This window comes from Pseudomonas monsensis, from assembly GCF_014268495.2.
Taxonomy (GTDB): Bacteria; Pseudomonadota; Gammaproteobacteria; order Pseudomonadales; family Pseudomonadaceae; genus Aquipseudomonas; species Aquipseudomonas monsensis.
On the sequence record NZ_CP077087.1, the window covers coordinates 2893852 to 2918489 of the forward strand.

General features: G+C 56.0%; 21 protein-coding genes and 3 pseudogenes. 18 read left to right on the forward strand and 6 right to left on the reverse strand.

The genetic code is table 11. From position 1 onward, the window contains the following. Positions 1–53: 53 nt before the first annotated feature. The 8 genes and pseudogenes from HV782_RS12685 to HV782_RS12720 all read left to right on the forward strand — a co-directional run bounded on the left by HV782_RS12685 (position 54) and on the right by HV782_RS12720 (position 6797). Positions 54–455: a hypothetical protein gene (locus tag HV782_RS12685; RefSeq protein ID WP_217890352.1), complete on the forward strand. Its 402-nt coding sequence runs from the start codon at positions 54–56 to the stop codon at positions 453–455. 428 nt (positions 456–883) lie between these two features. Then, on the forward strand, positions 884–1249 hold the full coding sequence (locus HV782_RS12690; protein ID WP_217890353.1) for a hypothetical protein: 366 nt from the start codon (positions 884–886) through the stop codon (positions 1247–1249). A gap of 70 nt (positions 1250–1319) precedes the next feature. Further along, the gene (locus HV782_RS12695) at positions 1320–1907 is read left to right on the forward strand and encodes a hypothetical protein (RefSeq protein ID WP_217890361.1); all 588 of its coding nucleotides are present in this window, start codon (positions 1320–1322) and stop codon (positions 1905–1907) included. A 14-nt stretch (positions 1908–1921) separates the two neighbouring features. After that, positions 1922–4402: pseudogene (locus tag HV782_RS12700) on the forward strand (DUF637 domain-containing protein); the annotation flags it as partial. Between the two features lie 531 nt (positions 4403–4933). After that, positions 4934–5209 (forward strand): annotated as a pseudogene (locus tag HV782_RS29125) (polymorphic toxin type 28 domain-containing protein); the annotation flags it as partial. After that, positions 5206–5601: a contact-dependent growth inhibition system immunity protein gene (locus HV782_RS12710; RefSeq protein WP_186748745.1), complete on the forward strand. Its 396-nt coding sequence runs from the start codon at positions 5206–5208 to the stop codon at positions 5599–5601. The pseudogene HV782_RS29125 and the gene HV782_RS12710, both read left to right, overlap by 4 nt. Before the next feature lie 116 nt (positions 5602–5717). Next, positions 5718–6128 (forward strand): hypothetical protein, encoded by a 411-nt coding sequence (locus HV782_RS12715; RefSeq protein ID WP_186748746.1) that lies wholly within the window; start codon positions 5718–5720, stop codon positions 6126–6128. Positions 6129–6305: 177 nt separating this feature from the next. Further along, positions 6306–6797 (forward strand): hypothetical protein, encoded by a 492-nt coding sequence (locus tag HV782_RS12720; protein ID WP_186748747.1) that lies wholly within the window; start codon positions 6306–6308, stop codon positions 6795–6797. Positions 6798–6910: 113 nt separating this feature from the next. On the opposite strand, the gene HV782_RS12725 is transcribed toward HV782_RS12720, so the two are convergent. Continuing rightward, on the reverse strand, positions 6911–7954 hold the full coding sequence (locus HV782_RS12725) for an LLM class flavin-dependent oxidoreductase (protein ID WP_186748748.1): 1044 nt from the start codon (positions 7952–7954) through the stop codon (positions 6911–6913). Positions 7955–8101: 147 nt separating this feature from the next. Next, positions 8102–8587, reverse strand: coding sequence for a flavin reductase family protein (locus tag HV782_RS12730; protein ID WP_003225754.1), 486 nt, complete (start codon positions 8585–8587; stop codon positions 8102–8104). Between the two features lie 324 nt (positions 8588–8911). Here HV782_RS12730 and HV782_RS12735 point away from each other — a divergent pair, with 324 nt between their 5' ends. Together HV782_RS12735 and HV782_RS12740 are read left to right on the forward strand one after the other, a co-directional pair. Further along, positions 8912–10318, forward strand: coding sequence for a purine-cytosine permease family protein (locus tag HV782_RS12735; RefSeq protein WP_186748659.1), 1407 nt, complete (start codon positions 8912–8914; stop codon positions 10316–10318). Between the two features lie 247 nt (positions 10319–10565). Next, positions 10566–11666 (forward strand): polyamine ABC transporter substrate-binding protein, encoded by a 1101-nt coding sequence (locus tag HV782_RS12740; protein ID WP_186748658.1) that lies wholly within the window; start codon positions 10566–10568, stop codon positions 11664–11666. Between the two features lie 126 nt (positions 11667–11792). On the opposite strand, the gene HV782_RS12745 is transcribed toward HV782_RS12740, so the two are convergent. After that, positions 11793–12767 carry a TerC family protein gene (locus tag HV782_RS12745; RefSeq protein WP_186748657.1) on the reverse strand — a complete coding sequence of 325 codons (975 nt, stop codon included), beginning with the start codon at positions 12765–12767 and terminating at the stop codon, positions 11793–11795. A 120-nt stretch (positions 12768–12887) separates the two neighbouring features. Here HV782_RS12745 and HV782_RS12750 point away from each other — a divergent pair. Beyond that, positions 12888–13313 (forward strand): annotated as a pseudogene (locus HV782_RS12750) (Dyp-type peroxidase); the annotation flags it as partial. Here HV782_RS12750 and HV782_RS12755 read toward each other — a convergent pair. Then, on the reverse strand, positions 13314–14102 hold the full coding sequence (locus HV782_RS12755) for an AraC family transcriptional regulator (RefSeq protein WP_186748656.1): 789 nt from the start codon (positions 14100–14102) through the stop codon (positions 13314–13316). Between the two features lie 84 nt (positions 14103–14186). Here HV782_RS12755 and HV782_RS12760 point away from each other — a divergent pair, with 84 nt between their 5' ends. The 6 genes from HV782_RS12760 to HV782_RS12785 all read left to right on the forward strand — a co-directional run bounded on the left by HV782_RS12760 (position 14187) and on the right by HV782_RS12785 (position 19009). Then, positions 14187–15185, forward strand: a complete 999-nt coding sequence (locus HV782_RS12760; RefSeq protein ID WP_128613933.1) for a bile acid:sodium symporter family protein — start codon at positions 14187–14189, stop codon at positions 15183–15185. A gap of 447 nt (positions 15186–15632) precedes the next feature. Continuing rightward, complete coding sequence (locus HV782_RS12765; protein ID WP_186748655.1) at positions 15633–16970, forward strand: saccharopine dehydrogenase C-terminal domain-containing protein; 1338 nt, start codon at positions 15633–15635, stop codon at positions 16968–16970. Between the two features lie 40 nt (positions 16971–17010). Beyond that, positions 17011–17733 (forward strand): hypothetical protein, encoded by a 723-nt coding sequence (locus tag HV782_RS12770; protein ID WP_123467947.1) that lies wholly within the window; start codon positions 17011–17013, stop codon positions 17731–17733. A 27-nt stretch (positions 17734–17760) separates the two neighbouring features. Beyond that, a complete protein-coding gene (locus tag HV782_RS12775) occupies positions 17761–18474 on the forward strand; it encodes a ferritin family protein (RefSeq protein WP_225931072.1) in 714 nt (237 codons plus the stop codon). A gap of 14 nt (positions 18475–18488) precedes the next feature. Next, positions 18489–18827 carry a rhodanese-like domain-containing protein gene (locus HV782_RS12780; protein ID WP_123469155.1) on the forward strand — a complete coding sequence of 113 codons (339 nt, stop codon included), beginning with the start codon at positions 18489–18491 and terminating at the stop codon, positions 18825–18827. A 17-nt stretch (positions 18828–18844) separates the two neighbouring features. Next, positions 18845–19009, forward strand: coding sequence for a rubredoxin (locus HV782_RS12785; RefSeq protein ID WP_123467951.1), 165 nt, complete (start codon positions 18845–18847; stop codon positions 19007–19009). Positions 19010–19547: 538 nt separating this feature from the next. Here the strand turns inward: HV782_RS12785 and HV782_RS12790 are convergent. Together HV782_RS12790 and HV782_RS12795 are read right to left on the reverse strand one after the other, a co-directional pair. Beyond that, positions 19548–20720: a cystathionine gamma-synthase gene (locus HV782_RS12790; protein ID WP_128614939.1), complete on the reverse strand. Its 1173-nt coding sequence runs from the start codon at positions 20718–20720 to the stop codon at positions 19548–19550. Next, a complete protein-coding gene (locus HV782_RS12795) occupies positions 20717–22093 on the reverse strand; it encodes a pyridoxal-phosphate dependent enzyme (RefSeq protein ID WP_186748654.1) in 1377 nt (458 codons plus the stop codon). Before HV782_RS12795 ends, HV782_RS12790 begins: the two co-directional genes overlap by 4 nt. A 244-nt stretch (positions 22094–22337) precedes the next feature. On the opposite strand from HV782_RS12795, the gene metE reads away from it, so the two are divergent. Then, positions 22338–24626, forward strand: a complete 2289-nt coding sequence (gene metE, locus HV782_RS12800) for a 5-methyltetrahydropteroyltriglutamate--homocysteine S-methyltransferase (RefSeq protein ID WP_186748661.1) — start codon at positions 22338–22340, stop codon at positions 24624–24626. Positions 24627–24638: the final 12 nt, after the last annotated feature.

Genomic DNA, 24638 nt, shown 5'->3' on the forward strand with positions numbered 1-24638 from the left:
GTCTCACAATATGTGCAGCGCATTTTTAACGAGCTAAAAGAAGGGCTTTAATTATGTCATTGTCGGCAATGATCCTATCATCAGAAAAATTGAGCACGGATGATTTTAAAGCCGTGCTCCTAGAACATGGCGGGTTCGTGAGTGCCGGAAAACCTTCTCGCGGTGGCGTTGGTGAGGATGATTCAGATATTTGGTTGGCCCTGCATTCAAAAGATATTCTTGACGAGTTTTATGATGCCGAAGATCAGCAAGAATGGCAGGATGCTCTCGGGGCTACTCCGCAGACAATGATTGAGATTAATCTAGATCATACTGAGCACGCGAAGTTAATGTATCTGAAGGTTTTTTTGAGTTTTACGAAAGCCTGGCCTTGTGTTTTAAATGATCTGGACGATTCCACTCTGTCCAGTAGGTCGGTTTGTGAGAAATACAAGAACCTTCTGGGCGGGTTATAAGAGGAGTGTCGCGATACAGGTAGCACGTCGCCGCGAGTTCTGGTGACTTGGGTTATTGAGTCGTTCAATTAACCGTTGGTGGCGCGTGAGTCTTCGCGGGCTAGATTGAGAGTGTTGGTCATTGTAACGCTGGAGCGGAGTGTTAAAAAATTGGCTAAAACGCTATCGTTTTTATGTTGGTTTTCATACTTTCAGGTTGCAACACCCACGTCAGAGACCTTTCTCGGGGCAAGGTGTTCTGCTGGATCGCCAAGCTTAACGAAGTAGCCAATAACGCCACGTTCAAGCACTTCCCTCAGTTGGAAACGCAAGCCAATGCCAATGAACCCCTCGAGGTGTCGGTGCGTTCCAACGGCATGGGTCCCGGCAATATTATAGCTGCGGGCCGCTGAACGTGCCAACGGCCATAGTATGTTGAGGGACTCATCATGTCTGCGATTTTAAGTTATAAAGAAATAATGCAGCGAATGTTTTACTACTATCCCATTTACTGCAGAACTAAAATCAGGAAGAACAAAAAGTCGGATTTTTCCTGGGTTGAAGGGGAGCTTGAAGTCGGCTATGCATTAAATGAGATGGAGGAAAGTTTTGTTACTCCAGTTGAAAACTTAATGCTCCAGACTGCCGGACTTGTGTTGTCGGCGGGTAGAGAGCCCAAGGTGGCTTTTGATTTTGCAGTCGCCCATATAAAAGGGATTATTGAGGTGGATGGGTTAGCGTTTCTTATGTCGCAGTTGTCTGAACAGGATGCTTTGCAGGTCGAGTCGGACTTACAGCTTCTGGACATTATTTAACGGTTGCTGCAGGGCAGGTTTATTGAGTTCGATAAGCCTGCCCGCTACATCTTTACGGGGTGATAAAAAATTGATTAGAACGGGACTTTTGTTTCCACTGGTTTTCCTGATTGCAGGCTGCCATTCGAACGTCAGAGACTCTTCCCCCAGTCTTTTAAAGGATGGCATCCAACTTCAGCAAAAAAAAGTCACCACGGATGAACAACACGCCAAAGTCATCATGAAAGCCACAGGCTACACATACCCTGTCGAGTTCTCCGTCCGCCGTGCTTCAGATCCCGATCGGCGAATGGAAGTGTTGGGTACTGTGGTGGATTCCGGGCGAGGCAAGGTGTTCGCCTGGATCGCCAAACTCAACGAAGCGGCCAACAGCGCCACCTTCAAGCATTTCCCTCAGCTGGAAACGCAAGCCAATGCCGACGAACCCTTCGAGGTGTCGGGGCGTTCCCACGGAATGGGTACCGGCAACACTTATAGCTGCGGGCCGCTGAACAGTACTTTTACGCCGGAACGAAGCAAGGTCTACCGGGTGGAGTTTCAGTTTGTCGGGCAGGGTTGCGAGCAGCATGTTTACGATGTTAGCCGGCCGGATCAACGAATTGCTGTGACGTCCAAAAAACTAAAAAACCGGCACTCACCAACCTCAAGTCGTTCATGAGTTCCGATTACCTGCTGGAAAACTCGGCTACAACCCCGATCAGAGCGCCAAACGCCTGGGCGATGGACTCTACGAACAACGCCTGATCCAGCAAGCCGTCACCGCCCGCACCGGCCAGGCTTTCCTTGATGGCCAGACCTCCAACGAGGGCATGTTCAAGTACCTGATGAACAACGCCATCGCCAGCAAGGACGCGCTCAACCTGTCGGTCGGCGTCGGCCTCACCTCGCAGCAAGTCGCGGCGCTGAAGCACGACATCGTCTGGCTCGAAGAGCATGAAGTGAATGGCGAAAAAGTCCTGGTGCCGGTGGTGTATCTGGCGCAAGCCAATGGCCGCCTCGGCCCGACCGGTGCGCTGATTGCCGGTAAGGATGTGACGCTGATCGCCGGTGAAAACCTCGACAACGTCGGCACGCTCAAGGCCACCAACAACCTGTCCGCCACAGCGGGCAAGGACCTGGTCAACAGCGGTTCGATCGAGGCGGGCAATCGTCTGGACCTGCTGTCCACCAACAGCATCGTCAACAAGGCCGGCGGCATCATTGCCGGCAAGGACGTCAGCCTGACCACTCGCACCGGCGATGTGATCAACGAACGAACCATCACCTCGATGGACGACCAGTACGGCACCGTCACCCGGCATCAGGACTTTGCCGATAACGCAGCGCGGATTGAGGCGGCCAATGACCTGACCGTTAAAGCGGCCAACGACATCAACGTCATCGGCGGCGTCCTGAAAAGCGGCCAGGACATGGCGTTGAACGCCGGGCGCGATGTCAATGTGGTCTCCGTGCAAGTCAATGACAGCGTTTCGTTGGGTTCAAGGGCAAGTAGCAGTGATATCACTCAACTGGCCGCAGATATCGATGCCGGACGTGACTTCAAGGCCGAGGCCAAGCGCGACATCAATGTGATTGCCAGTGACATAGAAGCCAAGCGTGATGTTGCGATGACAGCTACTGACAACCTGGTCATCACCTCGGCGGCGAATGAAGAGCACTCGCTCTCAAAAAAACAAGCACACGACCCGTCAGGAAGACCATGTCACTCAGGTCATGTCTGGTGTCACGGCGGGCGGCAATGTAGGGATGGCGGCGGGTCAAAATATCGCCGTAGTGTCCAGTCGTGTCACCGCCGGCGACGAGGCATATCTAGTGGCAGGCGATCGCATCGATATCCTCGCCGCGCAGGATACGGACTACTCCCTGTATGACATGAAGAAAAAGGGCAGCTTTGGCAGCAAAAAAAGCCAGCGCGACGAAGTCACCAGCGTCACTCATGTTGGCAGTGAAATCTCTACGGGTGGAAGCCTCATCTTGGCTAGTGGAGGCGACCAGCGCTATCAGGTAGCCAAACTCGAAAGCGGTAACAACCTCACCGTCCACAGTGGTGGTTCCATCGTGTTTGAGGGCGTTAAGGATCTTGAGCAGGAAAGCCACGTAAAAAGCAGTAGCAGCTTGTCTTGGAACTCCATGAGGGGTAAGGGCAATACAGACGAAACTTTGCGTCAAAGCGAATTGGTGGCACATGGGAATCTGGTTATCAAAGCGATCAATGGTCTAAAGATCGATATCAAAGACGTAAACAAACAAACAGTCAGCGAAAGTATTGATGCCATGGTCAAGGCCGACCCCGCACTGGCTTGGCTCAAAGTGGCAGAAAAGCGCGGAGACGTTGACTGGAGGCTAATTAAAGAAACTCACGAGTCTTTCAAATACAGCAGCTCGAGTCTGGGTCAAGGCGCGATGCTGGCAATTATTATAGTTGTCACGGTACTTACCGCAGGTGCTGCGAGCGCTGCAGTGGGTAGTGTTGCGGGAGCCGGCATCGGAAGTGGCTCAGCAATGGCTGCGGCCGGCAGCACTGCTATGGTCGAAGCAGGTACTGCAGTGGGAGCCGCCGCGGCTGGGTGGGGTAATGTCATGGCAACCGCTGCCCTGACTTCAATGGCAAGCTCTGGTGCAGTTAACGTAATCAACAATAAAGGCAATTTTGGTTTGACGTTGAAAGATACGTTCAGCCGCGACGGCCTTACAAACACGACAATCTCAGCGCTATCTGCTGGCGCGTTTAATTATGTAGATTCTAATTGGTTTCAAAGCGTAGGAGGTACAGCTAGCGGAGAATCGAACGTAATTACTGCAGGGCCCGTTAAAAACCCTGGTTATTTAAAAGAAATGTTCAATCTGAGCGGCTTTGACGAGACCTTGCTGCGTAGCGGGACGCATGTACTTTTAGATAGCAGTATCTCAACGGTCGTTGGCGGAGGAAGCTTCGGATCAAATTTTGTCAACGCATTAGGTGGAGAAGCGATCGACCTCGGAGCGGCGGTCGGTAATAAAGCTATTGGTGATCTGGCTCAGGGGCTTGGAGTAAGTGCTGCAATCGCTGAGAAATTAGTACTGCATGCTGTGTTGGGAGGGCTGATATCAAAGGCGAAAGGGGAGGGCTTTGCAAGCGGGGCAATTGCTGGCGGCTCTGCGGAGGGATTGGCTCCAATCGCTAATTCTATACTGGCGGAATTTGTCAGTTCACGCTTTGATGTCAGCGATCGAAGCACACAAGGAACCCAGTACAGAATCGGAACGGCGCAAGTAATCGGTTTGATTGCGGCGGGGATGGCTGGTGGGAACCCGGGGACAGGCAGTGTAATAGGTGGAGCGGGTCAGAAATATAATGAAGAGTGGCACGATCCTACCGTTTTATTCAGTGATAACGGTGAGCCCATTTCAGCTGGTTCAAAGGATCTGGATGACGCGAAGGCGACGGCCTCGCTCTTTTTATTAGGTGCTATCACTGGCAGATGGGGGATTGGGTTTTTTGATGAAATAGGGGGCTCTTTCATGAGCGCTCTGTCGAACATGTTTGGAATGTTTAGCGAAATCGGAGAAGGTGTAGGTGCTTCGACCTCGGGTTCAGGAGGTATAGATGCAGCTATCGGCGGTTCAGAATCTGGTATAGGCGGAGGTATTGACGCCGCCAGCGGTACCGCTGCTGGGAATGCAACTACAACACTGTCACAGGGTGAACAAAGAGCCGTCAAGAAAATTGAAAATATCCTCAATAATTTCAAGGACAGCGATATTACCGGAACTCTCAGAGACATGGCGGGTGACCCAGTGCCGAAACCTGGTGGAGGCTATTGGGACCATCTCAAAGAGATGAATGACCTGCTCCGAGGATTGAGAAATCACACTGAAACTTTGAAGGGCGTTACTGAGCCTGCGGCAGTTGCGACACGTCAACGAGCGTTGGATACTATTAGCCGAATCGAATCGGCCCTGAATGGTGCAGGAATATGACATTTCGAGAGTTGGAAAAAAAATATTCGGTTGCTTGGTCACCAGAAGACCCGATGTCCTCTTTGAGTGAGTGGTATCTGTCTGTTCGTGATACGGATTTTGATAATCTTGAGGTCGGTGATGTATGTCGAGCTTTGAGGCAGGATTTGTTTATTGCTGATCTATTAACTTTCGCTACGCGTTTTTTGTCAGAAGATGTTCTGACAGGGGATCGGTATGATGGTGAATTGATTTCCGCACTCGCAGATATCAAGGCAGACTATTGGGTTGTAAATGTTCAAGCGGCCAGAGATACGATTGATGCTTTGGTGCGAGTATCTGATGTCACTGAGGATGTTGATTGTCTAAGCGACACATCCAGGTTGATAAAAACTATAAAGGCGATCATTTGAAGGGGAAAAGGGGGGCCGTTTCTTATGGTACCCACGGTTAGACAAGGGGGCGGACCACGGTTTTGCAATTTATTCAAAAAACGTGGTCTATACACGTTTTCCCAAGTGGATTTTAAATGATGACGCCCATTTCTTATTACCGCTTGCTTCCCGACTCGATGCCTGAAGAGGATGTGGCAAAGGAATTTTATGAGCTTTTAATAGAGGCGCCTGACGCTGAAAAATTAAAGCATGATTTTTTAGAGGCTTTGCTAGAGCTAAGTGATCGTCAGTGGCATACCTACAAACAGTTGCGTCAGCCACTAAAAGCTCAGATTGAAAAAATCCTGATCAATTGGTGGGATGCGCGTGATTTCGGTTTTGCTGAGGGCTCGATTGTCGTTGCTGCACACCTTGGATTAGTTGAGCTTTTCGACTTTATATCGAGCCGAGAAGCCAGTGAGCTTTCGCCTGAGGTGGCAGCAGAGATTAGAGAGTCAATTGCTGAACTGGGTGATAATATCGCTGATCCGTATAATGGTATGTGATTTGAATTGGTCACGTTTGAACTGGGATAAATGGGGGCAGGCCACGTTTGGAAATACTTCGAAAACGTGGTCTGTCCCCGTTTCTCCTTCAGCGGGTGTTGTTTGTGAGATCACGTCTGATTTTCCTGGATATGAATAGAAATCTGGCGATAAGAGCAGTTTTTTCGGAGGCGGGCTATGAATAAACAACAGCAGGACTTGATGATTGATCTGGTGTCGCATGGGATCTCAAAAGACTGTTTTCTTGAGTCTCTATTTAAGGGTAGGGATATCCCCGAAGATTATCTGCGTGCTGAACTGGAAACTGCGCTTGAAATTAAAGACACTGACAGTGTGGAATGCTTACTGATATTCGGTGCGGTGTTCGGTTTCACTCAGGACTGCGCGGATGTGTTATGCCGTTTACTCGTCGAAGATTGGCATGTCAGTCACGAGAATATTGCAAGGGAATTGAAGGTTTTCAGATACCCTGGGGCGGTTGACTATTTATTCAAGACGGCGCTGACCTGCTATCCGTATATCGCTTCCGAGCATGCTCTGGGTGTGAAATGCATTTACGCTTTACACGAAATTGGCACCGATAAGGCTAGAGAAAAATTGCAATTGCTAGCCGAGGTTGATAACGCTGAAATGTCCGAGCGTGCACGCCGTTTATTGGCGCGAGTGTGATGTTTCTTTAAAAGTGACTGAGTTCCCAGGCCGTAAAATGCATTTTCCCCATTTAAAATAAAAAGCCCCGAATTGCTCGGGACTTTTTATTGGTGCAGGCAATCAGCAGTGACTCACCGAAACGCCGGCACCACATGCTTGATAAACAACTCCAGCGACTTCTTCTTCTCCTCATGCGGCAAGCTGTTGTCACACCAGAAGCTGAACTCATCCACCCCCAGTTCCTGGTAATACTTGATCCGCGGAATGATCTCTTCCGGCGTACCAATCATCGCCGTCTTGTGCAAACTCTCCAATTCAAACTCCGGACGCCCGGCAAACTTCTCTTCCGGGCTCGGCGCCAGAAAGCCATTGACCGGCGTTTGCTTGTTGCCGAACCACGCATCGAAGGTGCGATAGAACCGTGAGATCGCTTTCGCGCCGACTTTCCAGCCATCAGGATTATCGGCGGTGTGCACATGGGTATGGCGCAGCACCATCAGTTGCGGACGCGGCACGTCTGGATTGTTATCCAGCGCGGTTTGGAATTTGTTCTTCAGGTCGACGACTTCTTCGTCACCTTTCATCAGCGGCGTGACCATCACGTTGCAGCCGTTGGCCACGGCGAAGTTGTGTGAATCCGGGTCGCGGGCGGCGATCCACATTGGCGGGTTGGGCTTCTGGATCGGTTTCGGCACGCTGGTGGAGGTGGGGAATTTCCAGATGTCACCATCGTGGGCGTAGTCGCCTTGCCACAGGGCGCGGACCACCGGGACCATCTCGCGCAGGGCCTGGCCACCGGCGGAGGCGGGCATGCCGCCGGCCATGCGATCGAATTCAACTTGGTAGGCGCCACGGGCCAGGCCGACTTCCATGCGGCCGTTGCTGATCACGTCGAGCAACGCGCATTCACCGGCAACGCGCAGCGGGTGCCAGAACGGCGCGATGATGGTGCCGGCACCGAGGTGGATGGTGGTGGTTTTGGCCGCGAGGTAAGCGAGCAATGGCATCGGGCTTGGCGAGATGGTGTATTCCATCGCGTGGTGTTCGCCGATCCACACGGTGCTGAAACCACCTGCCTCGGCCATCAGGGTCAGTTCGGTGAGGTCTTCGAACAGTTGGCGGTGGCTGACGCTTTCGTCCCAGCGTTCCATGTGGATGAACAGGGAAAATTTCATGACGCTTCCTCGGATTTTTTGTTGTTGAGGCTACATGTGGGAGCGAGCTTGCTCGCGAAGGCGTCTTGTCAATCGCCATAGATGCCGGCTGTTACACCGCCTTCGCGAGCAAGCTCGCTCCCACAGTTGTTATGCGTTGTTCTTTTATCAGGCCAGGACGGGCAGGGCACCCATCTTGCCGTGGCAATACACCAGCGGCCCGGTGTGCTGCTCGGGCACTATCAGATTCTTCACCGCGCCGACCATGATCGCGTGGTCGCCGCCTTCGTATTCGCGCCACAGTTCACATTCGATGATAGCCGTCGCGTTGGCGAGGATCGGGTTACCCAGTTCGCTCAGTGTCCATTCGATGCCTTGCGCTTTGTCTTTGCCTTTGCGGGCGAAGGCGTAGGCTTCGCTTTGCTGGCCGCCGGACAGGACGTGGATGGCAAAGCGTTTGTTTTTGATCAGCACCGGATAGGAATCAGAGCTGTAGTTGGGGCAGAACAGCACCAGCGCCGGGTCCATCGACAGCGAGCTGAAGGCGCTGGCAGTCAGGCCGACGATCTGACCGTCATCGTCCAGGGTGGTGATAACGGTTACGCCGGACGGGAACGAGCCCATGACTTGTTTGTAGATGGCGGCATCGATCATTGGACGATCCTCGGGTGTTGTGACGCTGTTTTTATGTGTTTGTTGGTCTGATGGTATACCAGTATTTAATCTTTGCAAGGGCTTTTAAGCTGAACCGATAAACGTGCCGCGTTCGTCGGAAACTCAGCATTTACGGGGCTTTCGCCTGGTCGCAAAGCCGTGATATCAGGGAGGATGACGCATCAGATAGCGTCGCAAACTACGGATCAGTCTTGTGAATTGTTTGGAATACCATAATATGGTCTGCATCTGAGAGGTGGCCAGAGAGTCCCCCCGGTTTGGCTTCATACAACGATAAGAACAGACAAACTCGAGTTCATGCATATGTCCCAGATGTCCCGGCAAGATCCGTTGATCGAGAATCACACGGTCGACTACGTCCCACTCGCGGAACGCCACGGGAAGGCCCGCGACCTTTTCACCCTTTGGTTCAGCACCAACATTGCGCCACTGCCCATCGTCACCGGCGCCATGGTGGTTCAGGTGTTTCATCTCGACTTGTTCTGGGGGCTGCTGGCGATTGCGCTGGGGCACCTGATCGGTGGCGTGGTGATCGCACTGGCCTCGGCGCAGGGGCCGCGCATGGGCATTCCGCAGATGGTGCAGAGTCGTGGCCAGTTCGGACGCTACGGTGCGCTGTTGATCGTGTTTTTTGCAGCGATCATCTACATCGGTTTCTTCATTTCCAACATCGTGCTCGCCGGCAAATCCATCGTCGGCATCGCGCCGTCGGTGCCGGCGCCGTTGAGCATTCTCATCGGTGCACTGGCGGCTACGGCGATCGGCGTGATCGGCTACAACTTCATTCACACGCTGAACCGCATCGGCACTTGGGTGATGGGCAGTGCGCTGCTCGCCGGTTTCATCTACATCTTTGCCCACGACTTGCCGGCAGACTTCCTGACTCGCGGCAGTTTCAACCTGTCGGGCTGGCTGGCGACGGTGTCGCTGGGGATCATCTGGCAGATCAGTTTCTCGCCGTACGTGTCCGACTATTCGCGTTATCTGCCAGCGGATATCGGTATCGCCAAACCGTTCTGGGCAACGTACCTCGGGGCGACGCTGGGTACGATTCTGTCGTTCACCTTTGGTGCGGTAGCCGTGCTGGCGACGCCCGAAGGCACCGAGGCGATGACGGCGGTCAAGCAGTCCACCGGGTGGCTGGGGCCAATGCTGATGGTGCTGTTCCTGCTCAATATCATCAGCCACAACGCCCTTAATCTGTATGGCGCGGTGCTGTCGATCATCACCTCGATCCAGACCTTCGCCAGCCAGTGGACGCCGAGCATCAAGGTGCGTGTGGTGCTGTCGAGCGTGGTGCTGGCGGGCTGCTGTGTGGTCGCGCTCGGTGCCTCGGCGGATTTCATCTCCCAGTTCATCGGGCTGATTCTGGCGTTGCTGCTGGTGCTGGTGCCGTGGGCGTCGATCAACCTGATCGACTTTTACCTGATCAAGCGCGGCTGCTACGACATCACCTCGATCTTCCGCGCCGATGGCGGGGTTTACGGGCGCTTTAATCTGCACGCGATCATTGCTTATTTCATCGGCATTCTCGTGCAACTGCCGTTCGCCAATACCTCGCTGTACGTCGGGCCTTACGCCAATCTGGTCGAGGGCGCGGACTTGTCCTGGCTGGTCGGCCTGGTGGTCACCGTGCCGTTGTATTACTGCCTGGCAACACGCGGCCAGACACAGCAGAGCAGGGCGGCGAGATTGGGTTACACCGACTGAGCTGATCCGCTACCCGACAATGCCCGGCCATTCGCCGGGCATTGTTGTTTCCGCATCCCGGCGGTCATTCAAATTGGCCACAACGATCCCCTTTTGGCCCATCCCCCACTGTGCTCCGGCTACGCTGTCAGCAAGAATCAAAGCCACAACCAGACGCTGAACCTTAATTCCTTGGCTGCCTTTACAGCCGCTGCCGTGTACAGAACATAAAAACCATCGAACTCACGCTGCCTTTTGGGGAACAACCATGGTCACGATGAAACGTATTCTGGGCGCTACCGTGTGTGGGCTGACACTGCTGGCCAGTGCCGTGCAGGCTGAGCAGCGCGAACTGCGGGTGTACAACTGGGCGGATTACATCCTGCCGTCGGTGCCCAAGGATTTCGCCGCGAAAACCGGTATCAAAGTGACCTGGGACACCTTCGACACCAACGAATCGCTGGAAGCCAAACTGCTCACCGGCAACTCCGGTTATGACCTGGTGGTGCCGTCGAACCAGTTCCTTGAAACGCAGATCAAGGCTGGCGTGTTTCAGAAACTGGATAAATCGAAACTGCCGAACTGGAGCCACCAGGATCCGGAACTGTTGAAACTGCTGGGCAAGAACGATCCGGGTAACCAGTACGGCGTGCCTTACATGGTCGGTACGGTGCTGATCGGCTTCAACCCGGCCAAGGTAAAAGCGGCACTGGGCGACAATGCGCCGGTGGACAGTTGGGACCTGGTGTTCAAACCGGAAAACATGGAAAAACTCAAATCCTGCGGCGTGGCGATGCTTGATTCGCCGACAGAAATCCTGCCGCTGGCCCTGCATTACCTGGGCCTCGATCCGAACAGCCAGAACCCGGCCGACTATGAAAAAGCCAAGGAGCTGATGCTCAAGGTTCGCCCCTACGTGACCTATTTCAACTCGGCCAAGTACATGACCGACATTGCCAACGGCGACATCTGCGTGGCCATCGGTTATTCCGGCAGCTTCTACCAGTTCGGCAACCGCGCCAAAGAAGCCGGCAACGGTGTGGTGGTCGACTGGCGCTTGCCGAAAGAAGGTGCGCCGATCTGGTTCGACACTTTCGCCATTCCGAAGAGCGCGAAGAACGTCGCCGAGGCCCATGAATTCCTCAATAACCTGCTCGATCCGAAAGTGATCGCACCGATCAGCGACTTCCTCGGTTACCCGAATGCGAACAAGGATTCGATGCCGCTGATCAACAAGGAAATCACCGGCAACCCGAACCTGACACCCACCCCTGAAGCGCTGAAAAACCTCTACGTCGTGCAACCGTTGCCGCAGAAAATCGAGCGCGTGCGTACCCGCGTATGGACCAACATCAAGTCTGACAAATAGATATGGACTGAACGAAATCCCTGTGGGAGCGAGCTTGCTCGCGAAGGCGTGGGATCATCCAGCATCATCGTTGAATGACACACCGCTTTCGCGAGCAAGCTCGCTCCCACAGGTTTTTATGGCGTGTCATTCCGTGCTGCGTTCGCTTTCTCTGGTCATCACCAGACTCAGCAGCACCGACCCCAGAATGACCCCGCCCACCACCGCCAGCGACCACTCCACCGGCATGTGCAGCCACGGCATCAAGACCATCTTGCCGCCGATGAACACCAGCACCATCGCCAGTCCGTACTTGAGCAGATGGAAGCGGTCGGCCATGTCTGCCAGCAGGAAGTACAAAGCGCGCAGGCCCATGATCGCGAAAATATTTGAAGTGAAGACAATGAACGGGTCAGTCGTCACGGCGAAGATTGCCGGGATGCTGTCAACCGCGAACATCAGGTCACTGGCCTCGATCAGCACCAGCACCAGGAACATCGGAGTAGCCCAGCGCACGCCGTTCTGCAGGACGAAAAACCGTTCGCCATGAAAGCCGCTGGTGATGCGCATATGCCCGCGCACCCAGCGCAGCAACGGATTTTTTTCCAGATCAGGTTGATGGTCGGCAAACACCAGCATCTTGATCCCGGTAATGATCAGGAACACGCCGAAGGCATACAGCAGCCATTCGAACTGCGACACCAGCCACACCCCGGCAAAAATCATTACCGCCCGCATCACAATGGCGCCAAGCACGCCGTACAGCAGCACCCGCCGCTGTAGCTCGGGTGGCACGGCGAAGTAGCTGAAGATCATCACGAAGACGAACATGTTGTCGATCGACAGCGATTGTTCGATCAGATAACCGGTGAGGAATTCGAGGGTTTTCTGTCGGGCGATGTCAGCGCCGAACGCGCCATGCAGGTACCACCAGAGCAGCGCTGCGAAACTCAGTGCCAGCAGGCACCAGGCGATGACCCAGGACAAGGCTTCGCGAACCGACACCCGATGCGCCTTGCGCCCACCGAAGACAAACAGGTCCAATGCCAGCATGGCAAGCACGAAGACGATGAAGGCGCCCCACATCCATGGTTCGCCGATATTGATGTTTGTGGCTGGCATGTCGCGCTCCCTGTCTATTCTTGGATTGGGGTCAGACGTGGCCATGCTAACGACGGGTTTGTGCCAAAGAAAAATCGTTTATTTCTGCGCAACAGTTCGTTAATAACGAAGTATCGAGGCTTCAGCGGCGGCAGTTACGTGCTGGTGCAGAAGTACCTGCACAACATGACGGCCTGGAATGCGCTGAGCGTCGAGGCGCAGGAACGGGTGATCGGGCGCAAGAAGCTCTCGGACATCGAACTGGAGGACTCGGTCAAACCGAGCAACTCCCACAGTGCGCTGACCACCCTCACCACGGCAGACGGCGAGGAAGTGAAAATCCTGCGCGACAACATGCCGTTCGGCCGGCCTGGGGCAGGGGCGTTCGGCACGTTCTTCATTGGTTACGCACGTTCGCCCGAGCCGAACGAGCAGATGCTGGAGAACATGTTCGTCGGCAAGCCACCGGGCAACTACGACAAGTTGCTGGATTTCAGCACGGCCGTGACTGGCAGTTTGTATTTCGTACCGTCTGCTGACTTGCTGGAGGAACTGGCCGAGCGTTGATCAGCGAAAGAATTCCCCCGGTGTTTCGCCGAACTGTTGGCGAAATGCGGCGATAAACGCCGACGTTGAGTCGTAACCACAGGCCAGCGCGACGTCGGTGACGCGCTCGCCTTTTTCCAGTGGTGTCAGTGCGCCGAGCAACCGCAGGCGCTGGCGCCAGGCGCGAAAGGTCAGGCCGGTATCGCGCAGGAACAGCCGGGTGAGGGTCTTCTCGGTGACACCGAACTTCTCGCTCCAATGACTCAGCGTGGTCTGCTGTTCCGGGTGTTGCTCCAGGCTCTGGTAGATCTGCTTCAAGCGGGCGTCTTGCGGCAACGGCAGCATCAGGTCGATCTGCGGCGCCTCGGCCAGTTGATCGAGGATCACTTGGGCCAGACGTCCATGCGGGCCACTCTGCTCGTATTCCACCGGGACTTCGCTGAACGCACGAATCAATTCCCTGAGTAGATCGCTGACGCCCAGCACATGGCAGCGCTCAAGCGCCCATCCAGCGACGCTGCAATCGATGTAGAGGCTGCGCATTTCCGTGTGCGGCGAGCTGAACACCCGATGCGGCACACCCGCCGGAATCCATACGGCGCGCTCGGGCGGGGCGACGAAGCGGCCGGCGCTGGTCTGTATTTCCAGCACCCCCTGAATCGCGTACGACAACTGCACCCACGGGTGGCTGTGGCGCCGGGTCAGGGCACGATTGGGCAGCGATTCGGTGCGCCCGTAGAGTGGGCGCGGCAGGCTGGGCAGCCCGGGAATGCTGCGCCGGATGCTTTTTTCATGTCCTTTAGGCGGCATCTTGTGGCCCTTCGGCGTTAGTCGGTAATTCGCAGCCACGTTAGAGTCGTCGACACGCCCTGGCAACCCCCGGATAGACAGACCATGACTCGCCCAAGATTCCTGCCCGACAACTTCACCCTGACATTGATCGGCGTAGTTCTGCTCGCCAGTTTCCTGCCCGCCAGCGGTCAGGTCGCGGTCGGCTTCGGCTGGCTGACCAACATCGCCATCGCCCTGCTGTTTTTTCTGCACGGCGCCAAACTCTCGCGCGAATCGATCATCGCCGGTGCCGGGCACTGGCGCCTGCATCTGCTGGTATTCGGCCTGACGTTTGTGTTGTTCCCGATTCTCGGTCTGGCGTTAAAACCGCTGTTGTCGCCGTTGATTGGCGACAAGCTGTACATGGGCATGCTCTACCTGTGCGCGTTGCCCGCCACAGTGCAGTCGGCGATCGCTTTCACCTCGTTGGCGCGGGGCAACATTCCGGCGGCGATTTGCAGTGCGGCGGCATCCAGCCTGTTCGGGATTTTCCTCACGCCGTTGCTGGTGACGCTGTTGCTTGACGTCCACGGCGACGGCGGTTCGACCCTCGATGCGATCCTGAAAATCAGCGTGCAACTGCTGTTGCCATTCATCGCCGGGCAGATCGCCCGGCGCTGGATCGGCGCGTGGGTCGGCCGCAACAAGAACTGGCTGAAATTCGTCGATCAGGGTTCGATTCTGCTGGTGGTCTACGGTGCATTCAGCGAAGCGGTCAACGAAGGCATCTGGCATCAGATTCCGCTGGTCGATCTGTTGGGACTGGTGGTGGTCTGCTGCATCCTGCTGGCGTTGGTGCTGCTGGCCTCGACCCTGCTGGGCAGAGTGTTCGGCTTCAGCCAGGAAGATCGCATCACCATACTGTTCTGCGGTTCGAAAAAGAGTCTGGCGACCGGCGTGCCAATGGCTCAGGTGCTGTTTGCCGGGAGCACCATCGGCGTGCTGATTCTGCCGCTGATGCTGTTCCATCAGATTCAGCTGATGGTCTGTGCGGTGCTGGCGCAGCGCTATGCGAAACGGCCGGAATCGGTGCCGGAGTTGATGGCGCAGGTGGACCCCTAGTTCGCCACGCCGCTTGTCTAAGGCATTGTGTCAAAGCGTTGCAGCAGGGGATTGCTATGAAATAGCGTCCCCTCGCGAGCAGGTTCCTCTGCTGAATATCTCCAAATAACTCAAAATTAATCAATGAGTTATCACTTGTTTGGGTTGATATGAGACATTTTGTTTCTGAAATATTATGAAAAAATAATTGGGGAAAGGGGTTGCCACGACTCGGGTGGCTGTTTAGGATCCAATCTTCGCAAATATAACAAGTCTGGGCAGGAAGCTCAGCCGCATGGGATTTATATGGATATTATCGCCCCCAACTTTCTATTCTCTTAGTGGTCATTCGCGAACACCGCGAAGATTGACTGCGCTCTGCCAATACCTCTTTACGATGGATAGCGCTTCGCACTTGCGAAGGGTTGCGCCTGCATTGGATACAAACTTACGTAAAGGATTCTACGTATGAAAACAATAAATCGAATCGTGATAGTCGGATTTGGAAGTATCGCTCAGGCCTTGTTGCCTCTGTTGGTTGAGCGATATCAGGGCGACATTGTTATCTTTGACAAAGAAGTGGATGTCTCAAGGCAAGCCATTGCGCAAGAGTATTCGGCGTCATTGATTAAGAAGTTGATTACGCCGCATAACTTTGTAAGCGTGATAAGTCCTTATCTCGGCGAACAGGTGTTTTTGCTGAATCTGGCTGTTTCGGTTTCCAGTGAAGCATTGATCGACCTTGCTCAGCGCCACGACTCGCTCTATCTGGATACTTGCATTGAGCCCTGGGAATATAGCGCTGATGTCGATTCGAATCTGGCGAGCAACTTTTCCCTGCGCGAAGGACTCAAGCGCTTTGCCAAACAGCGAGCGGTTGACCGCGCAACGGCCGTTGTCGCCCATGGTGCCAATCCCGGCTTTATCTCGGTGCTGCTGAAAAAGGCATTGACGCAAATGGCTGCGGTCAACGGCGTCGCCTTTGAAATCTCGCACCCTCAAGACTGGGCCAGACTGGCCGAGCGCCTGGGTGTCAGGGTGATCCAGATTTCCGAACGCGATACGCAAGTCACCGGCAAGGAACGCTCCGAACAGCACTTCATGTGCACCTGGTCGGTGGACGGCCTGATCACCGAATGCCTGCAACCGGCGGAAATGGGCTGGGGCAGCCATGAGACCCGGCTCCCTCAGGGCGCGATTCGCAATGACTATGCGATTGCCATGCGAGAGCAAGGGCGCGAAGTCAAAGTCAAAAGCTGGTCACCCAATTACCTCGACTTCACCGGTTACTTGTTGACTCACAACGAATCGCTGTCGATCGCCGAATACTTGACCCTCGGCGACAGCCGCAACCCCAGCTATCGCCCCACGGTTTATTACGCCTATCACCCTTGTGATCAGGCCGTGGCTTCCATGGCCCTGCTGAACGAGGGCAATGAAGACCGGGTATTGACCAAGGAAGTCTTGAAGGACGGCATTGTTTCCGGCATCGACGAACTGGGTGTGTTTCTCATCAGTGACCAGTATCCGTCCGTGTGGATGGGCTCGAACCTGTCCATTGGCAAGGCACGGAAAATGGCCAAGTACAACAGCGCTACCAGTTTGCAGGTGGTGTCCAGCATTGTCGCCGGTATGGCTTGGGCACAGGCCAATCCTCACGCCGGGATTCTGGAGAGTGAAAGCCTGGACTGGGAATTCGTCTACGGCATTGTTGAGAAATACTGGCAGCCGATGGTTTTTCAGCAGATCGACTGGCGACCCGTTGCTGGCGATAGCACGCTGTCGTTTGGCAGCTTTCTGATCTGACTGTTTCCTGGTTCTCGTTCAATCTATCAAGGAAGAATGTATGTCGATGGCAATCGGCGCGATCACGCGCACCACACCCGATGCTTCTGCGGTCTTGTCCGGATTCAGTTTTCCTGCCGTGGATCTGACGGCGTCGGATCGTCAGGAATGGAAGGAGATATTTTTCGATTCGGTGATCACCGAATATGACGCGCGGCGGTTGTACTGGTACCTCGAGGGCAATTACCCGGAAGTCTTCAACTGCATGGAAGACGTGCTCAACCCCTGGCTGAAAGATGAAATTGATCACGCCTATGGTTTCGCGCTGATTTACGCGTCGTATTCTGCTATTCCTTTTGATGAAGTGTCACTCAGTGTCGAATTGAGGAAACCGGATTTCAGCATTGTCGATGCCATCGCCGCCGATCCGTTAAAGCTTCTGGTGACTCTGGCCTATGACGAAATCATCACCACCCACGTTTACCACCGCAGCATAGAAAGTTACGACCGCTTCAATTCGCAACAACTATCGGCGTGGATACGCAAAACCAAGAAGGATGAAGTGACGCACTTCTTTGCCTTCGTGAAAAAAGCCAGAGAGTTGTTCCCGCATAGACTGCAGGAGGTGCCGGGGATACTGGAGGACATTTTCCGTGTGGACTTCGAGAAGCCCAGTTACACAGGAACATTTGTGCTGGATCATAACGCACCGGATTTTCCGATTTCCAAGCAGGAAATCAAGGACATGATTATTCCGGCAATCATAAAAAAATTCAGTGAATGAATACCGTGAGACAGGGAGGAAAATGGCATGGAAGCGGCTTTCTTAAAAAAGCGTAATTGGAGTTCCAGGGCGATTTTTGAGGATATCGCGGCCAGTGGATGGACCAATCCAGGCATTGATCCTTCCTTTAAAGCGTTCTTTATGGCCGACCTCGTGTCTGAGTACGATTCGGTCAATCTTTATAATTCTCTGTACGCCCGGCGCAAAGAGTTCTCCCCTTATTTTGTTCAGTACCTGGATTTCTGGTACGCCGACGAGCGTAACCATGCCGACGGATTCTTTGAGCTGAACCGCCTGGTTTTTGGCGCGCCCGAAAGTGACCTCATCAATGACCTGAAGGACCGCGTTGGCGATTTTTCAGGCCTGGAAGACATTCTCTCCTGCGAGTTCAATCTTCTGCTGTTGTTTGCCTATGACGAGTACGTTTCGGTGAAAACCTACAAGAAAGACACGTTCTATCAGGACTTTGGCCATCCTGGTTTCAATGTGTGGATCAAGAACCTGATTGCCGATGAAGCCATTCACTTTGGCAATGCCGTGAAAATTCTGAAGACCTTTCACGCCGATAAACTCGATCAGGCGCAAAGCGTGTTGCGCCGGATCGGTGGTTTTGAAGGAGGGGAATACAAGAACACGTTTCTGTTCGATCACGACGGCCCGCATTTTCAGCTGGACAGTGACGAAGTGGGCAGCGTCGTCATTGACGAAATTCTTTCAATCTTGCAAAAGAGGTCTTTGTGAAAAAAGAACATTACATAGTCGTGGCTCTTTTGCTGATGGTCTTTGGCGAGATTCTGACCATTTACAGTGAGGTCTATGCCTCGAAACTGCCGGGCAGGGTCATGGAGACTCCGGGCATGTTTATCAAGCCGATGTTCTTGATATGCATCGCCGGTATCAGCCTGGTAATGGCGTATTGGCTGGGTTATCAGGGGACCGGGAATATCTGGGTGGTGACCGTCGCCTCGTTGACCCTGCTGCTGGTGCTGGAACCCATTGTGATCTACGCCATGCTTCGCGAGTTGCCGGAGCGTGGCGCATTGATCGGCTTCATCCTCGGCGCCGCCGGATTGATTTCAACCGTGGCACTTTAAGCAAAAGGAGATTGTTGATGTTGACTCAAGAGCAGACCAAAACCTGCACGGTATGCGGTTATGAATATGATCCGGCGATCGGTGATCCGGAAAACGGAATTGCCCCCGGCACTGCCTGGCAAGACGTTCATGACGATTGGCTGTGCCCGGACTGCCAGATGCCAAAGACGGATTTTGAGTGACACGGTAAGGCGCGCCGAAGGTCGCGGGAGTCTTTTCAGGCACAGTTGGAGGGTTATGAGTCCGGCGCAGTTTTGGTGAAGGCCTCGACAGCCTGTGGCAGCGGGCTTGCCCAACAAGGCTGCGCAGGATCGACCGGGTTTGGCAGGGATCGCCATCCAGAGCCGGTGCGGCGGGGCGCTCGACGGGCGTTAGGCGTTTCGCTTTCTGTTCAGCTTCGGCAAGGTTGAAATCAGTCTAAAAACACCCGGAAGGCGCGTCTGGCCTTTGCTAGGCTCAAAGGTGTAGGTGAAGACGCAGACTGATGCGCAATCGGATAGCAAGGGGACGTGGGGCGCGTTCCGAAGGGTACACGGTTAGAAAGATCTCCGCGCTGAGATCCAGCCCTTACGCCGTGTGAGGCAGCAAAGCACCGCTCTTTTTCCACGGTTGCTTTTGTACTGTGAGAGGCCCGATAAACCTTGTAAGCCAGAGACCAGCACTGGCCACCTACTCGAACACCAAAGCCCGCATCGCGCGGGCTTTGTCGTTGTGGCAGGACTAGATTTTCGTCAGGGCGTACGCCAGGTCGGCGCGCAGGTCTTCAAGGTCTTCGACGCCCACCGACAAACGCACCAGTCCATCGCCGATGCCGAGTCTGGCCCGGGTTTCAGGCGGAATGGTTGCGTGGGTCATGATCGCCGGATGCTCAATCAGGCTCTCGACGCCGCCCAGGCTCTCGGCCAGAGCGAAGATCTTTACGTTCTCGAGGAAGCGCCGCGCACCGGCCAGATCGCTGTTCAGATCCACGGAAATCATCCCGCCGAAACCGCGCATCTGTCGCTTGGCCAGTTCATGCTGCGGGTGCGAAGCCAGCCCCGGGTAGTAGACACGTTTGACCTGCGGCTGCTGTTCCAGCCACTGCGCCAACGCCAAGGCATTGCTGCAATGCCGTTCCATGCGCAACGCCAGGGTCTTCACCCCGCGCAGGGTCAGGAACGCGTCGAATGGCCCGGCAATCGCGCCCACGGCGTTCTGCAGAAAGCCGAGTTTTTCCGCAAGTTCGGCATTCTGCCCAACCACCGCAATGCCCCCGATCACGTCCGAGTGACCATTGAGGTACTTGGTGGTCGAGTGCAGCACGATGTCGAACCCCAGCTCCAGCGGCCGCTGGATATACGGACTGGCAAAGGTGTTGTCGGCCACGCAGATGATCCCGCGTGCGCGGCAGATACGGGCAATGGCTGCCAGGTCCGACAGGCTCAGCAGCGGATTGGTCGGGGTCTCGACCATGACCATGCGCGTGTCGTCCTGCAGTGCGGCTTCGAACGCCGACAGATCGGCCAGATCGACATAGCTGAAACGATGCCCGGCGCTGCGCTGGCGCACCTTGTCGAACAGACGGAAGGTGCCGCCATACAAGTCATTGCCGGAAATGATGTGCGAACCGGCCTCCAGCAATTCCAGCACCGTGGAAATCGTCGCCAGCCCGGACGCGAAGGCAAACGCCCGGGTGCCACCTTCCAGATCCGCGACACAGCGCTCAAGGGCAAAGCGTGTCGGGTTGTGCGAGCGCCCGTAGTCAAACCCCTTGTGCACACCGGGGCTGTCTTGCAGGTACGTGGAGTTGGCGTAGATCGGCGGCATCAACGCGCCGGTGGTCGGGTCCGGCGCCTGCCCGGCGTGAATCACCCGGGTCGCGAAGCCTTGGGATTTGTCGTCGTGCTGACTCATGCGAGGGATCTCCGTAATTGGTTGAGCATGTCGGTGCGGGTGATCAGGCCGTGGAAGCCTGAGGCGTCGGCGATGATCGCGACGAGGCCACGGCTGAGCACCGCTTCCAGCTCGGCCAGGGTGGCGCCGGGAGCGAGGGTTTGCAGTTTGTCGGTCATCACGCTGGAGACCGACTGGCTGAAGCGTGCAGCGTCTTCGTGCACGCCGAGCAAAATGTCCGATTCGTCGATGACGCCTACCAGTTGCTTGCCTTCCACCAGCACCGGCAGTTGCGAGACGTCCGCCAGACGCATGCGCTGAAACGCGGTCAGCAGCGTGTCGCCGGGGCCGACGCTGATCACGCGGCCGTCCTCGAAACGCCGCGCGATCAGATCGCGCAGGTCGCCATAACCCTTGCGCTGCAACAGGCCCTGATCGGTCATCCACTGGTCGTTGTAGACCTTCGACAGGTAGCGCGTGCCGGTGTCGCAGACGAAACTGACCACGCGTTTGGGCGCGGTCTGTTCGCGGCAATAACGCAATGCGGCCGCGAAGAGGGTGCCGGTCGAGGAACCTCCGAGAATGCCTTCGGCCTTGAGCAACTGGCGGGCGTGATCGAAGCTTTCTTCATCGCTGATTGAATAGGCGTGGCGCACGCTGGAGAGGTCGGTGATCGACGGGATGAAGTCTTCACCGATGCCTTCCACCGCCCAGGAACCGGGCTTCGGCAGGGTGCCATCGCGGCTGTATTGAGCCATCACCGAACCCACCGGGTCGGCGAGGACCATTTCCAGATCCGGCTGCACACGCTTGAAAAAGCGGCTCAGCCCGGTGAGCGTGCCGGCCGAGCCGACGCCGACCACGATGGCGTCCAGATCATGTTCGGTCTGCGCCCAGATCTCCGGTGCGGTACTGCATTCGTGCGCCAGCGGGTTGGCCGGGTTGTTGAACTGGTCGGCGAAGAACGCGCCGGGGATGTCTTTCGCCAAACGTGCCGCCACGTCCTGGTAATACTCGGGATGGCCCTTGCCGACATCGGAGCGGGTGATGTGCACCTCGGCGCCCATGGCCTTCAAGTGCAGGACTTTCTCGGTGGACATCTTGTCGGGTACCACCAGCACCACCCGATAACCCTTGGCGCGGCCGACCAGCGCCAGGCCCAGGCCAGTGTTGCCGGCGGTGGCTTCGACGATGGTGCCACCCGGTTGCAGGCGGCCATCACGTTCAGCCGCATCAATCATTGCCAGACCGATACGGTCCTTGATCGAGCCACCAGGGTTCTGCGATTCGAGTTTGAGAAACAGCGTGCACGGCCCGGTATCAAAGCGGGTCACGCGCACCAGAGGGGTATTGCCGATCAGCCCCAGCACGGCAGGGCGGGAGTCTTTTGACATCTCGTATTCCTTCGGTGAGTCATCGCGCTTCATGCGCAGGCAAACAGCTCATCTCGCAAGCAACATAGGCCCGGATGCCCACGCTCGCAACCCAAAAAATCCGCGATCCGCACGACATTTCCCTGTAAGCGCTGCCGCAGCTGCATGAGTAAAACTTGTGATGATCACGATTAGAATGAGTTTGTCTCACCAAGGCCTGACCTCGACAATAGCCGCCATTGACACGATTCTGGAGTTGTTTGTTATGGCACTGGCCCATTCCCTTGGATTTCCGCGCATCGGCCGCGACCGTGAACTGAAGAAAGCACAAGAGGCGTTCTGGAAAGGAGAGCTGGACGAGACGGGCCTGCGCGACGTTGGTCGTGAGCTGCGCAAGGCGCATTGGGAGATTCAGAAGAACGCCGGCATCGAGCTGCTGCCGGTCGGCGATTTCGCCTGGTACGACCAGGTCCTGACTCACTCGTTGATGTTCGGTGTGATCCCTGAGCGTTTCCGCCCGCACGACGGCAAGGCAACGTTGCAAACCCTGTTCGGCATGGCCCGTGGCGTCAGCGACACGTGCTGCGGCGGGGCTCACGCCGAGGAAATGACCAAATGGTTCGACACCAATTACCACTACCTGGTCCCGGAATTCAGTGTCGATCAGCAATTCCAGCTGGGCTGGGAGCAGTTGTTCGAAGAAGTCGAAGAAGCCCGCGCGCTGGGGCACAACGTCAAGCCTGTGGTGATCGGCCCGTTGACATACCTGTGGCTGGGCAAGGCCAAGGGTAGCGAGTTCGACAAGCTTGAACTGCTCGATCGCCTGCTGCCGCTGTACGGACAGATCTTCGCGCGGCTCGCCGCGCTCGGTGTCGAATGGGTGCAGATCGACGAACCGATTCTGGTGCTCGACTTGCCGCAAGCGTGGAAGAACGCGTTCGAGCGTGCCTACAACCAGATTCAGCGCGATCCACTGAAAAAGCTGGTTGCTACCTATTTCGGTGGGCTGGAAGAAAACCTCGGTCTGGCCGCCAACCTGCCGGTCGATGGACTGCACATTGACCTGGTGCGCGCGCCGGAACAGTACCCGACCATTCTCGATCGCCTGCCGGCCTACAAAGTGCTGTCGCTGGGAATGGTCAATGGCCGCAATGTCTGGCGCTGCGATCTGGAAAACGCCCTGGCGACCCTGCAACACGCCCATGAGCGCCTGGGTGAACGTCTATGGGTCGCGCCGTCCTGCTCGCTGCTGCACAGCCCGGTGGATCTGAGCCGCGAAGACAGTCTTGATGCCGAGCTGAAGAGCTGGCTGGCATTCGCGGTGCAAAAGTGCGAAGAAGTCGCGGTACTGGCGCACGCGGTCAAGGCGCCGGAAGCACCAAAAGTGCTGCGCGCATTGACGCAAAGCCGTTCGGTGCAGACCAGTCGCGCCGCGTCTCCGCGCATTCACAAACCGGCCGTGCAGGCCCGGGTGGCGGCGATCACCGCCAAGGACAGCCAGCGTCAGTCGCCGTTCGCCCAGCGTATCGCCAAGCAACGCGTCCGGCTGGACCTGCCGCTGTTCCCGACCACCACCATCGGTTCGTTCCCGCAGACTGCGTCGATCCGTCTGGCGCGGCAGTCGTTCAAGCAAGGCAAGCTGAGCGCGGCCGAATACACCGAAGCCATGCACAGCGAAATCCGCCATGCGGTGGACATCCAGGAACGGCTGGGCCTTGACGTGCTGGTACACGGTGAAGCCGAGCGCAATGACATGGTCGAGTACTTTGCCGAGCAACTGGATGGCTACGTATTCACCCGTTTTGGCTGGGTGCAGAGTTACGGCTCGCGTTGCGTGAAGCCGGCGGTGATCTTCGGCGATCTCAGCCGTCCGCACGCCATGACTGTCGAATGGATCCGCTATGCGCAGGGTCTGACCGACAAAGTGATGAAGGGCATGCTGACCGGGCCTGTGACCATGTTGATGTGGTCGTTCCCTCGTGAAGATGTCAGCCGCGAAGTGCAGGCCCGGCAACTGGCGCTGGCGATCCGTGACGAAGTGGTCGATCTGCAAGCGGCCGGGATCAGGATCGTGCAGATCGACGAAGCGGCATTCCGCGAAGGCTTGCCGTTGCGTCAGGCACAGTGGCAGCAGTATCTGGACTGGGCGAGCGAGGTGTTCCGCCTGTGCGCTGGCGGGGTGCACGACGAAACCCAGATTCACACGCACATGTGCTACAGCGAGTTCAACGATGTGATCGAGTCCATCGCGGCGATGGATGCGGATGTGATCACCATCGAGACGTCACGTTCGGACATGGAACTGCTCGACGCCTTCGAAGCCTTCGCCTACCCGAACGACATCGGCCCGGGCGTCTACGATATCCACTCGCCACGGATTCCGCAGGTCGCGGAAATGGCCGGTCTGCTGCGCAAGGCGGCCCGGCGCATCCCGGCCGAGCGCCTGTGGGTCAACCCGGACTGCGGCCTGAAAACCCGCGGCTGGCCGGAGACCGAAGCGGCGCTGGTGCATATGGTCGCGGCGGCGCGGCAGTTGCGCAAAGAGCTGGCGTAACGCTTGGGCCGC